Raw genomic sequence first — 14,980 nt, 5'->3', positions numbered from 1 at the left:
CACAGCCACCGTGTTTCCCGGCAGACCCTCCCCGCCCGGCGAACTCCAGGGGGGAGCCCTCACGGCACCGGGCCGTGCGGTGAACCCTTGCCGAGCCGGGCGGCACCGGGCCGAGCGGCACCGGGCCAGGCGGCACCGGGCGAGGTCCGGAGCTTCCAACTCCGGAAGAGTGCCGAACCGCCCGCTCCCACCCATCACCGCCCATCGCTGCCCGTACCCGAACAGGTACCCCGGTCACCCCTGCGTCCTCCAGACCGGCCACCACCGACCCGACCCGACCCGATCCACCGACCCGACCCGACCCGATCCACCGACCCGACCCACGGCCCGCCCCTGCACGGGCGGGCCGCCGACCACGAAAGGCCCCGGCATGAGTCACACGGCAGACGAACGGTCGCCGACGGACGACACTCCACAAGAAGCGGACGGAACTCCACGAGAAGCGGGCGGCGCTCCACGGGAACAGCAGCTCCCCGGCCCCACAGCCCACGAGACGAACACCCGGACGGTACGCGGCCCGGTGGAGCGCATCGCGGACGTGGACGTGCTCCGCGGCTTCGCACTGCTCGGCATCCTGCTGGTCAACATCACCTTCATCGCCTCCGCCCACCGTTTGGAAGGCGTGCACGACCCCAGCTTTGACGGCCCGCTGGACCGTAGCGCACTCCAACTGACCGTGGTGTTACTGGAGTCCAAGTTCTACCTGCTCTTCTCCTTCCTCTTCGGCTACAGCTTCACCTTGCAGATGCGGTCCGCCGAACGCAGCGGCGCCCGGTTCACCTCCCGCTTCCTGCGCCGCTGTGCCGGCCTGCTCGCGATCGGCGTCTTCCACGCGGTGGTGCTGTTCCCCGGGGACATCCTCACCACGTACGCCCTGTTGGGACTGATCCTGCTGGCCGCCCGCGGCACCCGGCCACGATCGGCGCTGCGCACCGCGATCCTGCTGTTCGGGATCACGGCACTGCTGTATCTGCTGCTGGGCTTCTTGATATGGCTCGACGGCGGTGCCTCCGTGGACACCCCGGAGACCGCGGCGGGCATCCAGGACACGCTGGCCGCGCTGCGCGGCGATCCCGCGTCCGTCATCGGCGAGAACCTGGCCAGGCTGTCGGACGTCCTGCTGATCATCGTCCTGCTCCAGGGGCCGGCTGCACTCGCCGCGTTCCTGGTGGGACTCGCCGCGGGCAAGAAGGAGTTGCTGGCGAATGTGTCAGCGCACCGCACTTTGCTGCGGCGGCTCCAGTGGATCGGCTTCCCGGTGGGTCTGGCCGGTGCCGTCTTCTACGCCTGGGCATCACAGGGGACCCAGGGGATGGACTTCCTGTCGTTCGCGGTCGCCGTCGATCTGCTGACCGCTCCGCTGCTGACCGCCGCGTACGCGGCGACCGTGCTGCAACTGGTCGCGACCGCCCGCGGTGCCCGCATCGGTCGGGCGCTGGCACCTGCCGGGCGGATGGCACTGACGAACTACCTCAGCCAGTCGCTCGTCCTGGCCGTGCTGTTCACGGGCTTCGGCTTCGCCCTCGTCGGACGGGTGGGCCCGGCCACGGCGGTGTTGATCGCCCTCTCCCTGTTCGCCGCACAACTGGTGGTGAGCCGCTGGTGGATGGGCCGCCATGCGTACGGACCGGTCGAATGGGTGCTGCGGACGATCACCAACGCCCGACGACCGCGCTGGCGGAACGAGCAGTAGCCGTCCACCACCGGTCGACGGGTCCGGACGGCCCCACCGAGGGGCCGTCCGGGCCGGTGTCGGCTCAGGCGTCGCCGCCCGCCGCCTCCGCCTCGTCCTCCAAGGTGCCCTCGGTGGAGAGGAACACCTCCCGCAGGGCGGCCAGGACGGCCGGGTCCGGCTTCTCCCACATGCCCCGCGACTCCGCCTCCAACAGACGCTCCGCGATGCCGTGCAGCGCCCACGGGTTCGCCTGCCGCAGGAACTCCTGGTTCTGCGCGTCCAGGACATACGTCTCGGTCAACTTGTCGTACATCCAGTCCGCGATCACGCCCGTCGTCGCGTCGTACCCGAAGAGGTAGTCGACGGTCGCCGCCAGTTCGAACGCCCCCTTGTAGCCGTGGCGTCGCATCGCCTCGATCCACTTCGGATTGACCACGCGCGCCCGGAAGACACGTGACGTCTCCTCCACCAAGGTGCGGGTGCGGACGGTCTCCGGACGGGTCGAGTCACCGATGTACGCCTCCGGGGCGGTGCCCCGCAGTGCGCGCACGGTCGCCACCATGCCGCCGTGGTACTGGAAGTAGTCGTCCGAGTCCGCGATGTCGTGCTCCCGCGTGTCGGTGTTCTTCGCGGCGACCTCGATCCGCTTGTACGCCGTCTCCATCTCGGCGCGCGCCGGACGCCCGTCCAGCTCACGGCCGTACGCATAGCCGCCCCACACCGTGTAGACCTCCGCGAGATCGGCGTCCGTACGCCAGTCGCGCGAGTCGATGAGCTGGAGCAGGCCCGCCCCGTACGTCCCCGGCCTGGAGCCGAAGATCCTGGTCGTGGCGCGGCGTTCGTCGCCGTGCTCGGCGAGGTCGGCCTGGGTGTGTGCCCGGACGAAGTTGTCGTCCGCGCTCTCCTCCAGCGAGGCCGCGAGTCGTACGGCGTCGTCGAGCAGCCCGATCACATGCGGGAAGGCGTCCCGGAAGAAGCCCGAGATGCGCAGGGTCACATCGATGCGCGGCCGGCCCAGTTCGGCGAGCGGGATCGCCTCCAGTCCGGTGACCCGCCGCGATGCGTCGTCCCAGACGGGGCGGACACCCAGCAGCGCCATCGCCTCGGCGATGTCGTCGCCCGCGGTGCGCATCGCACTGGTGCCCCACAGGGACAGTCCCACCGATGTCGGCCAGTCGCCGTTGTCGGTGCGGTAGCGGTTGAGCAGTGAGTCGGCGAGCGCCTGCCCGGTCTCCCAGGCCAGCCGGGACGGCACCGCCTTCGGGTCGACGGAGTAGAAGTTGCGACCGGTCGGCAGCACGTTGACCAGTCCGCGCAGCGGCGAACCCGACGGCCCCGCGGGCACGAAACGGCCGTTCAGGGCACGGACGGTGTGATCGATCTCGTCGGTGGTCGCCGCGAGCCTGGGCACGACCTCGACGGCCGCGAACCGCAGGATGTCGGCGACCTGCTGACCGTGCTCGGCGGGTACGGCCGCGAGATCCCAACCCGCGTCGTCCATCGCCTGCACCAGGGCGCGGGCCTTCGCCTCGGCCTCGTCGGCGGTGGTGCGGGTCGCCGCCGACTCATCGAGCCCCAGCGCCTCCCGCAGCCCGGGCAGTGCGGTCGTACCGCCCCAGATCTGGCGGGCGCGCAGGATCGCCAGCACCAGGTTGACCCGGTCCGCACCGGCCGGTGCCTGACCCAGGACGTGGAGCCCGTCGCGGATCTGGGCGTCCTTGACCTCGCACAGCCAGCCGTCGACGTGGAGGAGGAAGTCGTCGAAGCCGTCGTCGTCGGGTCGGTCGGCGAGTCCGAGGTCGTGGTCGAGCTTCGCAGCCTGGATCAGCGTCCAGATCTGGGCGCGGATCGCCGGCAGCTTCGCCGGGTCCATGGACGAGATCTGCGCGTACTCGTCCAACAGCTGCTCAAGGCGGGCGATGTCACCGTAGGAGTCGGCACGGGCCATCGGCGGTACGAGGTGGTCGATCAGGGTGGCGTGCACCCGGCGCTTGGCCTGTGTGCCCTCACCGGGGTCGTTGACCAGGAACGGGTAGATCAGCGGCAGATCGCCGAGCGCGGCATCGGGTCCACAGGCCGCGGACAGTCCGGCGTTCTTGCCGGGCAGCCACTCCAGATTGCCGTGCTTGCCGAGGTGGATCATCGCATCGGCGCCGAAGCCGCCCTCGGCGTCGGAGGTGGCGATCCAGCGGTAGGCGGCCAGATAGTGGTGCGATGGCGGCAGATCGGGATCGTGGTAGATCGCGATCGGGTTCTCGCCGAAGCCGCGCGGCGGCTGGATGACGACCAGCAGATTGCCGTGCCGCAGGGCGGCGAGGACGATGTCGCCCTCCGGATTGCGCGACCGGTCCACGAACATCTCACCGGGCGGCGGCCCCCAGTGCTCCTCCACGGCGGTGCGCAGCTCCTCGGGGAGGGTGGCGTACCAGCGCCGGTAGTCCGCCGCGGGGATGCGGACCGGGTTGCGGGCCAACTGCTCCTCGGTGAGCCACTCCCGGTCGTGCCCGCCCGCGTTGATCAGGGCCCGGATCAGCTCGTCACCGTCGCCGGACGCCAGCCCGGGCACGTCCTCGGTGCCGAAGTCGTAGCCTTCGGTGCGCAGTCGCCGCAGCAGCGCGACCGCACTCGCGGGGGTGTCGAGCCCGACCGCGTTGCCGATGCGCGAGTGCTTGGTGGGATAGGCGGACAGGACCAGCGCAAGGCGCTTGTCCGCGGCGGGTATGCGGCGCAGCCTGGCGTGCCGCACGGCGATCCCCGCCACCCTGGCGGCGCGTTCCGGGTCGGCGACATAGGCCGGCAGCCCATCGGCGTCGATCTCCTTGAAGGAGAACGGCACGGTGATCAACCGCCCGTCGAACTCGGGCACCGCGATCTGACTGGCCGCGTCCAGCGGGGACACGCCCTCGTCGTTCTCCTCCCAGTCGGCGCGCGATCCGGTGAGACACAGGGCCTGGAGGATCGGTACGTCGAGCGAGGTGAGCGCACCCGCGTCCCAGGACTCGTCGTCACCGCCGGCGGACGCCTCGGCTGGCCGGGTGCCACCGGCTGCGAGCACGGTCGTCACGATCGTCTCGGCCGCCCGCAACTCCTCGATCAACTCGGGCTCCGGCGCCCGCAACGAGGCCACGTACAGCGGCAGCGCCCGGCCGCCCGCCGCCTCGATCGCACCGCACAGGGTGTCCACGAACGCGGTGTTTCCGCTCATGTGGTGGGCGCGGTAGTAGAGGACGGCGATGGTGGGGCCGTCCCCGGCAGCGGACGTGCGCTCCAGCCGCCCCCAGGAGGGTGCGGGTGCCGGCGGGTCGAAACCGTGGCCGGTGAGCAGGACGGTGTCGGAGAGGAATCGCGCCAACTGCTCCAGGTTGGCCGGGCCGCCGTGGGCGAGATAGGCGTGGGCTTCGGCGGCGATGCCGATGGGGACGGTGGAGGCGGCCATCAACTGTGCGTCGGGCGCCTGTTCACCGGTGAGGACCACCAGCGGCAGACCGCTGGCCCGGATCCGGTCGAGTCCGTCCTCCCAGGCACGCACCCCGCCCAGCAGTCGTACGACGACCAGCCCGGCGCCTTCGAGCAGCGCGGGCAGGTCGTCGAGGGCGGTGCGGGAAGGGTTGGCATAGCGGAAGCCGACCGGTCCACCGGCGGCTCGGGCACTGAGCAGATCGGTGTCGGACGTCGACAACAGGACGATGTCGGGTGCGTCGCCCGGGGGGTTCGGGGGGCTGGCCGGTCCATCGGTAGAAGGGGTCTTCGGTGCGTGCGGCATACGGCATCGGGCCTTCCTCGGGGTGTCCACGCCCCGGGCAGTGTCGGACGACGGGAGTTCCTGACTCGCCGCCCCGACGACTGCCTTCGTCCGGCCGGCTCACAGTGGCGGGACCGCGCCGGATTCACACCGGGCTTCCTCCGCTGTCGCCTTCTGCGTTGCCGGACCGGGTGGCCCGTCCCCGAAATAGTAAGGGTCGCCTTTTCGGTGCGGTTCATACCGTCTTACTGGTGTGGCTCATACCGTCCCAAATGACGGTCGTGGCTGGTCGGTATGCTCGCCGACATGCCCACCTCACCCCGCCCGGCCCAAGCCGGCGCCACCGGTACGACCCCCTCCGGGGTGCGCGGTGACGCCTGCCCCGGTTCCCTGCGGCTGCACCGGGCGGACGACGGCGCACTGGCCCGGATCCGGATACCCGGGGGTGTGCTGCGCCCGGCGCAGGCCGAGGCACTGCTGACGGCGGCCAGACGGCTGGGCGACGGCGAACTGCACCTCACCTCCCGGGGCAATGTGCAGTTGCGCGGACTCGGCGAGCAGTGCGGCGGAGAGTTGGCCCAGCTCCTGGGAAATGCAGGGCTGTTGCCGTCCGCGACCCATGAGCGGGTGCGCAACGTCGTGGCCTCGCCCCTGGCCGGACTGGACGGACTGGACGGAAGCGGCTCGGGGCCCGGCGTACGGGGTTGGTTGAGGGCACTGGACGAACTGCTCTGCGCCAGCGCTCGGGCGGCGGCCCTGTCGGGGCGTTTCCTGTTCGCCCTGGACGACGGACGCGGGGACGTGGACGCCCTGCGCGCGGATGTGACCCTGCTGGCCGCCGGGACATCCGGACGGACCGCGAGGGACCACGACGGTGGCGCCGGACTGCGGATCGGGGACAGCGATGACGTACTGCTGCTGTCCCGTTCGGACGATGCTCCACGGGCCGCGCTGCTCTGTGCTGAAACGTTCCTGGATGCGGCCGATCTCACACCCGAGGCCAAGGTCTGGCGCGTACGGGACCTCCCTGACACCGGCGCACGACTGCGGGAAGGGACCCTGGCACGGCTCGCGAAGGCGGGCATCCCCCTGACGGGCATCCGACGGCACCCCCGGCGAGAGACCGCCACCCCGCCCCCGTACGGAATCGTCACCCCACCGGACCCCCGACCGACTCCCACCCCGCCCGTCCCGCCCACGCCGCCCTCCGTATCTTTCCCGTCTCTCCCATCCCTCCCGTCCCTTCTGTGCATCCCGCGCGGCCCGAGCGGCCCAGCTGAGGCCATCCGCCCCAGCGCCCCCGCCGCCACCTCCCCGGCCGCGCTCTCCATCGGCGCCCCCCTCGGCCGCCTCACCGGCCCCCAGTGGGAACGGCTGACCAGCACCGCCCGGAAGACGCCCGACGGCGAACTGCGCCTCACCCCCTGGCGCGGAGTGATCGTCACCGGCATGCCAGGCGACCAGGCCGGCAGCGCCCTCGACGAACTGGCCGCCACCGGGCTGATCACCACGGCCGACTCCCCCTGGAACGGTGTCGGCGCCTGCATCGGCATGCCCGGATGCGCCAAGTCCTCGGCCGACGTCCGCGCCATGGCCGAGGCCGTGGTCTCATGGGAACTCCCTTCCACAGCAGGGAGGTTCACCCAACTCCCCGTCTACTGGTCCGGCTGCGAACGCCGTTGCGGACGCCCCCCGGGAGACCGGGTCGATGCCCTCGCCACCCCCGACGGCAGCTTCCGGGTGACCCGCGTCTGCGGCGATCCACCCCCCGTCGCCCACGGCACCACGGTCCCCACCGACACGTCCGCCGCCGCCCTCGCCCACACCGTGGCCCACGCCCGTCGTCCCCGATGACCCGACCGTCCCCGTCCCCGCCGAAGAGAGACCACACCGTGTACGAGTACGAGAAGGACGGACCGGCGATCTACCGCCAGTCCTTCGCCACCATCCGCGCCGAGGCCGACCTCACCGGCCTGCCGGCCGATGTCAGCCAGGTCGCGGTACGGATGATCCACGCCTGCGGAATGGTGGACCTCGTACGCGACCTCTCCTACACCCCCCAGGTGGTGGCACAGGCCCGCGAAGCCCTGCGCGCGGGCGCCCCCATCCTCTGCGATGTCGCCATGGTCGCCAGCGGAGTCACCCGCAAACGGCTCCCCGCCGACAACGAGGTGATCTGCACCCTCTCCGACCCCACCGTCCCCGCACTGGCGGCCGACCTCGGCACCACCCGCAGCGCCGCCGCACTGGAACTGTGGCGCGAGCGGATGGAAGGCGCCGTCGTCGCCGTCGGCAACGCCCCCACCGCCCTGTTCCGACTGCTGGAGATGATCGAGGAGGGCGCACCCCGACCCGCCGCGATCATCGGCGTACCGGTCGGGTTCGTGGGCGCCGCCGAGTCCAAGGACGCCCTCGCCGACCATCCGTCCGGCCTGGAGCACCTGGTGATACGCGGCAGACGCGGCGGCAGCGCGATGGCAGCAGCCGCACTCAACGCCATCGCCAGCGAGGAAGAGTGAACGTGAACGCCCCCAACGACCACGCCCCAGCCTCGACAGGCGCCCCGGCCGCCCCCGGCAGGCTCTACGGCGTCGGACTCGGCCCCGGCGACCCCTCGCTGATGACCCTGCGCGCCGTGGAGGTCATCGCCGCCGCAGATGTCGTCGCCTACCACTCGGCCCGCCACGGACGCTCCATCGCCCGCTCGATCGCCGCGAAGCACATCCGCGCGGACCAGATCGAGGAACGGCTGATGTATCCGCTGACGGTGGAGACCACCGACCACCCCGGCGGCTACCGAGGAGCACTCGACGACTTCTACGAAGAGGCGTCCGATCGGCTCGCGGCCCACCTCGACGCCGGCCGCACGGTCGCCGTGCTCGCCGAGGGCGACCCCCTCTTCTACGGCTCCTACCAGCACATGCACAAGCGGCTCGCCCACCGCTATCCCACCGAGGTCATCCCCGGAGTCACCTCGGTCAGCGCGGCAGCCGCCCGCCTCGGAGAGCCGCTGGTGGAGGCCGATGAGGTGCTCACCATCCTGCCCGGCACCCTGCCCGAGGAGGAGTTGGCGGCCCGGCTCGCCGCGACCGACTCGGCCGTCGTGATGAAACTGGGCCGCACCTTCACCAAGGTCCGCAACGCCCTGGAGCGCACCGACCGCCTCCACGAGGCGCGCTACGTCGAACGCGCCACCATGCCCGACGAGCGCACCGCCCTCCTCGCCGATGTGGCGGCCGACTCGGTGCCGTACTTCTCGGTCGCCGTGCTGCCGAGCCGCATCGGCGCCATGCCGAACGCGCCCGTACGCACCGCGACGACCGGTGAGGTCATGGTCGTCGGGACCGGCCCCGCGGGACCGCTGTGGCTCACCCCCGAGACCCGCGGAGCCCTCGCCGCGGCCGATGACCTCGTCGGCTACACCACCTATCTGGACCGCGTACCGGAGCGCCCCGGCCAGCAGCGCCACGGCTCGGACAACCGCGTCGAGGCCGAACGGGCGGAATTCGCGCTCCAACTCGCGGCACGCGGACGCCGGGTGGCCGTGGTCTCCGGTGGCGACCCGGGAGTGTTCGCCATGGCCACGGCGGTACTGGAGGTGGCATCGCAACCCGAGTACGCCGACGTACCGGTACGGGTCCTCCCCGGGGTGACCGCAGCCAACGCGGCAGCAGCCCGCGCAGGTGCACCCCTCGGCCACGACTACGCCACCATCTCGCTCTCCGACCGGCTCAAGCCCTGGGAAGTGATCGCGGAACGCCTACGGGCGGCAGCCGCTGCGGACCTGGTCCTCGCCCTCTACAACCCGGGCTCACGCAGCCGCACCTGGCAGGTCGGCAAGGCCCGGGACCTCCTCCTGGAACACCGCTCCCCGCAGACCCCGGTGGTACTGGGCCGGGACATCGGCGGCCCGGAGGAGTCCGTACGGATCGTCCGGCTCGGCGAACTCGACCCGGCCGAGGTCGACATGCGCACGGTCCTGCTGGTGGGCTCGTCACAGACCCAGGCCGTCCGGCGCGGCAACGGAACGGAAATCGTGTGGACCCCGCGCCGCTACCCGGAGGCCCCGGAGCCGGCACAGAGCTGAACCACCCAGGCGGCGGCCTCATCCGACGTACCCACCACCGCAACGCCCTCGGGCGCGGGAGGCCGCCGCACCACCACCACGGGCAACCCGCCCTCCCGCGCGGCGGCCAACTTGGGCGCGGTCGCCGCCCCACCGCTGTCCTTGGTCACCACCACATCGATCCGATGCCGGCGCAGGACCTCCCGCTCCCCGTCGAGGGTGAACGGCCCCCGGTCCAACAACACCTCCATCCGCGGCGGCCCCGGCGCCTCGGGCGGATCGACGGACCGGACGAGGAACCACGTCCGCTCCAGCCCGGCGAACGCGGCGAGCCCCATCCGCCCGGTGGTCAGGAACACCCGCTCCCCGAGCCGCGGCACCACTTCAGCCGCCTCCACCAAGGACCCCACGGAGTGCCACCGATCCCCTTCCCCGGCCGTCCAACCCGGCCGCCGCAGTGCGAGCAGCGGTACGCGGGTGATGGCGGCGGCCCGGGCAGCGTTGAAGCTGATGTTCTCGGCAAAGGGGTGCGTCGCATCGACGATGCCCCCCACACCGTGCTCACGCACCCACGCCACCATCCCCTCCACCCCACCGAACCCCCCAACCCGCACCTCCCCCACGGGCATCCGCGGCCGAGCCACCCGCCCGGCCAACGAACTCGTGACCCGTAGCCCCGCCACCCCGCTCATCTGCAACCGCTCAGCAAGCTGCCGGGCCTCGGTGGTACCGCCGAGGATGAGGAGGTGCATGGGGGCTCCGGGGGGGGGAGGGGGTGAGCTGGGGTGGGGCTGCGGTCCAGCCAAGCACAGGGGGTGACGAGGGGCGCGGGGGTAGGGCGGTGTTCGCGGGGGTGGGTCGTCGAGGGGGAGCCCCGCGCGTGCGGGGACCACACAGCCTTCAACGTTCCAAATCGGGAGGACACAGGACCACCCCCGCGCGTGCGGGGACCACACTTCCTGACCTGCGGTGATTCTAGCGATCATGGACGATTTCATTCAGTTGGACTCCGGGCCCAACCACGCCCGATCGCGGGTCATCCAGCCCAACACACGCACCTCGTCCAGATGCTAGCGGGCAACAACGGGCGAAGCGCCGCATCAGACATCAAGGCAAACCTGCACGGAACTTGGGTGAGCCCCGCCGCTCCGGAGGATGGGAACGGCGGGGCCCGGAGCGGTGCGGTTCTAGAGGTTCGCGGACCGTGCGAGGGTGACCAGCCCGGCGAACGCCGAAGCGGAAACCATCAGAACGGGACCGTTCGGGCGCTTGCTGTCACGTACCGGAACAATGCCGGTGACGTTCACGTCCTTGGGGGCCCACTCAATGCAGGTACCGCCGCTACCACTGTATGAGGACTTGATCCAATTGGATGGTTCGGTCGTCACGGGGTGCCCTTTCGTACCTCACTGATCATGGCCACAGACTCTGCCTGCGACAGTGCCGATGTCTGTAGTTGATGGTAGGCCCTCACCAGTGGACGAACGGAGGCGAGATCACGCTCCAGGTAACCCTGCGTCTGGGACTCGACATACGCCACCACCGATCGATCTGACAGCGTCAACAGATTCACGGATCGGTTGAAGGGGCGCAGTTCCCCCATGGCATAGGGCGCGACTTGCAACGAAGTGTTGGACTGTTCGGCGAACTCCAGCAGTTGGCAAAGCTGCGCGTCCATGACGTCGTGCCCACCGATCGTGCGTCGGATACAGCTCTCGTCCAAGACCACAATCACGAGCGGCGGTGGGTTCCGTACGAACGCGGCCTGCCGCTCTATGAGGAACTCAACTCGCTCAGCGGCATGTTCAGCAGCGATCGCCCCTCGCCGCACATGGCCCGCTTCGATGGCTGCTGCGTACTCCCGCGTCTGCAGCGGTCCGGGAATCAGGCCGACTTCGAAGAGCCGAACCTCTTCGGCCCGGCCCTCATAGCTGACGTACTCGGGGAAGCCTTCCAACAAGCTGCCGTGCTGCATCTCGCGCCATTGACGTTCAAATGTGGCCACTGTTCCCGCCAAGCCCAACGCCTGGTCAGCAGCTTTCGCGAAGTGTAAAGACGGCATCTTGCGCGCAGTTTCGACGCCTGAAATATGCCCACTGGAAATGCCCATATGGACGGAAAGATCCTCTTGCCTCCACCCGCGAGCCTCGCGGGTGCTGCGCAGACGTGCGCCGAAGGCTGCCTGCGCGCTGCTTTCCGGGTCCAGTTCCTTGCGATTCACCACAGCGACCCCAACTTATGTGGCCACCACGCCACGTTGAACAGGTTCTGACTCTAGGACACGCTCATGGCACCCGGTAGTGGTTCCACTACGGAGAGGAGTAGCCATGTCTGGCAAGAAGGTAGCGAATACACCCCAACTCGGCGTCGGGGAATTGGTGTTCGACATCACCCAGAAGGCTTTAGGTGTGGTCATGGACACCGGTGCGGATATGGAGGATGACCGCTACTCGCTCCGTCCTCCTGGAGGTGGGATTGAGTGGACCGCTGTGAGGGCGGACCTTCGGCCGGCCAGTGTGGTTGACCGGATTCGGCCGGCTCTGACCGAGGTGAACGAACGGAGCAGCCGGCAAGAAGGCTCGGCATGAGGGTGATGGCGATCCTCCGCCACGTTGAAGGATCGCCAAGCACATGGTGTGCCAAGGCTCCCGCGCTCCATCTGAGGGTGACCACATGAAACGACTCCGCTCGTACGCGGTCGCCCTGTTCTTCCTCGGCGGATTCCTCGGAACCACTGCATTGCTGCTGATGCTGGTCCGGTACCAGCACTGAAGATGTCCGCCCCCTGAATACCTGGCCACTTAAATTCGCGGGTTCATCATGCGGGGCGGTCAACCGGTCCGCCCGACTTCCGCTGAGGGTCGGAGAGTCGGGCGGGCCACCACACACCCCCGCTCCCTGCGGCAGCGTCCCCCGACGCTGCGGAGGACCGCACAGGAGCGGGCACCCCTCGGTCCGGCCCCGGTGTCACCGGCCCGAGGAAGGGGAGCGGCCACTCACCCGCTCCCGGGCCCCGGTCGTCACCATCCCACCCAGACGACCGGGGCCACCCGCGCGCAGGGACCACGACGTCCTGCTCGCCGACCACCTGCATCACGAGGGGCCACCCCCGCGCCCGCGGGGACCACTACCGCACCAAGCTACGAGAGGTCGAAGCCCGGGGACCACCCCCGCGCCCGCGGGGACCACACTTCCTGGCCTGCTGCGATGTCGGCGATCATGGACGTTTTCATTCGGTTGGAATCTGAGCCCTAACCACGCCCCATCGTGGACCGACCCAACCCAACGCCTCGATCTCGTCCAAGATGCTAGCTGGCGATGGGCGGCAAAACTGCGCGTACCCGCACTCATCGTCCCCGAGGCAGACCCTGCCCGGTCGAGCCGACCGACCCGGCAGTCGCACCCTCGGCACGAGGGATCGGCTGGTCAAGATCACGGGGTTGCTTCGCGAATGAAAGACTCGGCCCGGGAGGGATGCACCATGGGGTTCGGATTTCGTGTCGGTGTTCCGGGGATGAGTGTGCGGGTTTCCACCCGCGGGGTGCGGGTTTCGGTCGGCTCGCGCACGGCGCAGGTCGGGATGGTGGGCGAGGGAGGTCGGGCGGCGCCCGGTGCCGGATCGACGCGGGTGGCGCCGCCACCTCGGCCAGTCGCACGTCCCACCTCGTCCCCGGGCCGGGGCACCAGCACCCGGCGTACTGCGCCGCACCGGAGTGTCGCGCCGTCCGCCGAGGAACTCGACCTGGCGCGGCAGCGGGCCGTTCGGTCAGAGCACGACGCACAGCGGGACGCGGCGATCATCGAGTTGCAGCAACTCTGGCAGCGCATGACCCATGTGCATCTCCAGACCTTCCCGCCGGCCCGCCCGCCCGTCGTGGCCGGGCCTCCCATGTTGGGGGTCGAGTGGGCCCGCGCCGAGGCCCAGGCGTTCCATCTGCGGGGACTCGGAGTGTTCGCGCGCTCCGAGCGTGCGGTGGCCAAAGATGCGGCCGAGCAGGACGCCCCCGTATATCTGACTGACCAGCAGGCGCGCCTACGGGGCGCGCACGAGCAATTGCTGGCGGACGCCGAGCAGTGGTGGCGGGCTCTGACCGGCAACGACGAGGAAATCGTCTGCGAGGCCGTGAACGCGGCCTTCGCCGACAATCCCGCCGCAGGCTGCGCTGTCGGCGTGGACGGATCGGTGATGTCCGTCGTGATGCGGCAGCAGGACATCGACGCGTTGCCCACACAGGCCCCGGGCGCCACCCCGGCCGGCCGGCCCACGCTGAGGGACCTCGGGAAACGTGAACTGACTGAGCGGTGGCTCACTGTCATGGGGTCCCATGTCATCGCCACCCTGAAGGAAGGGTTCGCAACCGCTCCGGGCATCACCGCCATCAATCTGGCCGTGCTGACCCGGATGCCCGAGACTCGGCGGCTCGGCGTGGTCGCATACGGGCGCTGGACCCGCCGAGCCATCGAAAGCACTGCCTGGCAAGGTCCGGACGACGCGCTTCGGTTCCTGGAGATAGGTGAGGACGTGCTCTGCTCGGTCAAGAAGACCGCGGCGGGAAACACTTCCAGCACGGTCAAGCCCCTCAACACCCGTCGGATGCCGGGCCTTCAGGACCTGCTGGACCATGCCAGGGACGAACCCGACTCCGCAGGTTCAACCTTGGCCAACTTGAACATCGGGCTGCATGACGGTGGCCCCGACGTCGATCCGGAGTTCCCTTCCGACCCGTACTGGATCATGCCCTTCGCTCAGTGGCGGGAGACGATCGTCGCCTCACCGACGGCAGCCACCATGGTCATGGAGCGTGAGCCCGTGGTGTCTCTCGTTCCCGGACAGACCCTGACGCTCCCCGAAGAGGCGTGGCGAGGGCTGCTGGTCGCCTTCTCCTTCGCCGGAGCCGACGCCGATCTGACGCTCTTCCTGACCGACGGCGACGGACAGGTCGCCGGCGACGAGGACTTCGTCTTCTACAACCAGCCATCCGCCGCCGCCGGGGCGGTACGTCTTCTGGGCCGACACACAGAAGGTCCCGACATCGTGGAGAGCGCGAGCATTCAGCTGGCGGCCCTGCCCGCACGGGTTCGGCGCGTTGCGGTGGCGGTCAACATGAACGTCGAATCGGGCCTCGCCTGCGGGGCTCTCACCCATGCCTCCCTGCGCATGGAGTGCGGCAGCGGTGCTGCCTGGGCGTTCCATCCGCCGAGTGACCCGGACATACGCGCCATGGTCGTCGCCGAGTTGTACCGGCACACCCTGGACGGATCCCCTGTGTGGAAGTTGCGCGCCATCGGCCAGGGCTGGGCCGACGGTCTCGACGCCTTGGCCCGCGCCCATGGCGTCGATGTGCAATGACCCCGTCCGGCACCGTACGCGATATCGCCGGGGCCGTTCGTGGCGGAGGGACCACCCCCGACAGTTCGCGGATCGACCCCGTCCAGCATCGAGAACTCGCCCCGGTGTAAGGGGTCACACCCCCCACCTCAGACCATTCAAGCGCCC

Annotated in this window: 10 protein-coding genes and 1 riboswitch; of the genes, 6 read left to right on the top strand and 4 right to left on the bottom strand. The window is 70.0% G+C overall.

Annotation, left to right across the window (positions count from 1 at the left end; all coding sequences use genetic code 11):
* Positions 1–370 precede the first annotated feature (370 nt).
* Positions 371–1,693 carry a DUF418 domain-containing protein gene (locus tag OID54_RS20200; protein ID WP_329021459.1) on the top strand — a complete coding sequence of 441 codons (1,323 nt, stop codon included), beginning with the start codon at positions 371–373 and terminating at the stop codon, positions 1,691–1,693.
* A gap of 64 nt (positions 1,694–1,757) precedes the next feature.
* On the opposite strand, the gene cobN is transcribed toward OID54_RS20200, so the two are convergent.
* Positions 1,758–5,438 carry a cobaltochelatase subunit CobN gene (gene cobN, locus OID54_RS20195; protein ID WP_329021458.1) on the bottom strand — a complete coding sequence of 1,227 codons (3,681 nt, stop codon included), beginning with the start codon at positions 5,436–5,438 and terminating at the stop codon, positions 1,758–1,760.
* 35 nt (positions 5,439–5,473) lie between these two features.
* A riboswitch (cobalamin riboswitch) is annotated at positions 5,474–5,633 on the bottom strand.
* A 78-nt stretch (positions 5,634–5,711) separates the two neighbouring features.
* Here cobN and OID54_RS20190 point away from each other — a divergent pair.
* From OID54_RS20190 to cobJ, 3 genes are all read left to right on the top strand, one after another.
* Positions 5,712–7,271, top strand: coding sequence for a cobalamin biosynthesis protein CobG (locus OID54_RS20190; protein WP_329021457.1), 1,560 nt, complete (start codon positions 5,712–5,714; stop codon positions 7,269–7,271).
* 38 nt (positions 7,272–7,309) lie between these two features.
* The gene (locus OID54_RS20185; protein ID WP_329021456.1) at positions 7,310–7,936 is read left to right on the top strand and encodes a precorrin-8X methylmutase; all 627 of its coding nucleotides are present in this window, start codon (positions 7,310–7,312) and stop codon (positions 7,934–7,936) included.
* Positions 7,937–8,037: 101 nt separating this feature from the next.
* A complete protein-coding gene (cobJ, locus tag OID54_RS20180) occupies positions 8,038–9,504 on the top strand; it encodes a precorrin-3B C(17)-methyltransferase (protein WP_329027656.1) in 1,467 nt (488 codons plus the stop codon).
* On the opposite strand, the gene OID54_RS20175 is transcribed toward cobJ, so the two are convergent.
* From OID54_RS20175 to OID54_RS20165, 3 genes are all read right to left on the bottom strand, one after another.
* Complete coding sequence (locus tag OID54_RS20175) at positions 9,471–10,235, bottom strand: cobalt-precorrin-6A reductase (protein ID WP_329021455.1); 765 nt, start codon at positions 10,233–10,235, stop codon at positions 9,471–9,473. The genes cobJ and OID54_RS20175 overlap by 34 nt on opposite strands.
* Positions 10,236–10,670: 435 nt before the next feature.
* Entirely contained in the window at positions 10,671–10,871 is a 201-nt protein-coding gene (locus OID54_RS20170; RefSeq protein ID WP_329021454.1) for a DUF397 domain-containing protein, read from the bottom strand.
* Complete coding sequence (locus tag OID54_RS20165) at positions 10,868–11,707, bottom strand: helix-turn-helix domain-containing protein (protein ID WP_329021452.1); 840 nt, start codon at positions 11,705–11,707, stop codon at positions 10,868–10,870. The genes OID54_RS20170 and OID54_RS20165 overlap by 4 nt, the downstream gene beginning before the upstream one ends.
* Positions 11,708–11,810: 103 nt before the next feature.
* Between OID54_RS20165 and OID54_RS20160 the strand changes: the two genes are divergently transcribed.
* Both OID54_RS20160 and OID54_RS20155 read left to right on the top strand, forming a co-directional pair.
* Entirely contained in the window at positions 11,811–12,071 is a 261-nt protein-coding gene (locus OID54_RS20160) for a hypothetical protein (RefSeq protein WP_329021451.1), read from the top strand.
* 926 nt (positions 12,072–12,997) lie between these two features.
* A complete protein-coding gene (locus OID54_RS20155) occupies positions 12,998–14,833 on the top strand; it encodes a TerD family protein (RefSeq protein WP_329021450.1) in 1,836 nt (611 codons plus the stop codon).
* Positions 14,834–14,980 lie beyond the last annotated feature (147 nt).

Source organism: Streptomyces sp. NBC_00690, from assembly GCF_036226685.1.
Classification (GTDB): Bacteria; Actinomycetota; Actinomycetes; order Streptomycetales; family Streptomycetaceae; genus Streptomyces.
Note: the sequence above shows the minus strand (reverse complement) of the source record. Positions and strands in the feature narration are given on the sequence as shown.

Excerpts from the sequence above, each read along its gene's own strand:
- OID54_RS20200 (WP_329021459.1), top strand. The coding sequence starts at position 371 with ATGAGTCACACGGCAGACGAACGGTCGCCGACGGACGACACTCCACAA.
- cobN (WP_329021458.1), bottom strand. The coding sequence starts at position 5,438 with ATGCCGCACGCACCGAAGACCCCTTCTACCGATGGACCGGCCAGCCCC.
- OID54_RS20190 (WP_329021457.1), top strand. The coding sequence starts at position 5,712 with ATGCTCGCCGACATGCCCACCTCACCCCGCCCGGCCCAAGCCGGCGCC.
- cobJ (WP_329027656.1), top strand. The coding sequence starts at position 8,038 with ATGACCCTGCGCGCCGTGGAGGTCATCGCCGCCGCAGATGTCGTCGCC.
- OID54_RS20175 (WP_329021455.1), bottom strand. The coding sequence starts at position 10,235 with ATGCACCTCCTCATCCTCGGCGGTACCACCGAGGCCCGGCAGCTTGCT.
- OID54_RS20160 (WP_329021451.1), top strand. The coding sequence starts at position 11,811 with ATGTCTGGCAAGAAGGTAGCGAATACACCCCAACTCGGCGTCGGGGAA.
- OID54_RS20155 (WP_329021450.1), top strand. The coding sequence starts at position 12,998 with ATGAGTGTGCGGGTTTCCACCCGCGGGGTGCGGGTTTCGGTCGGCTCG.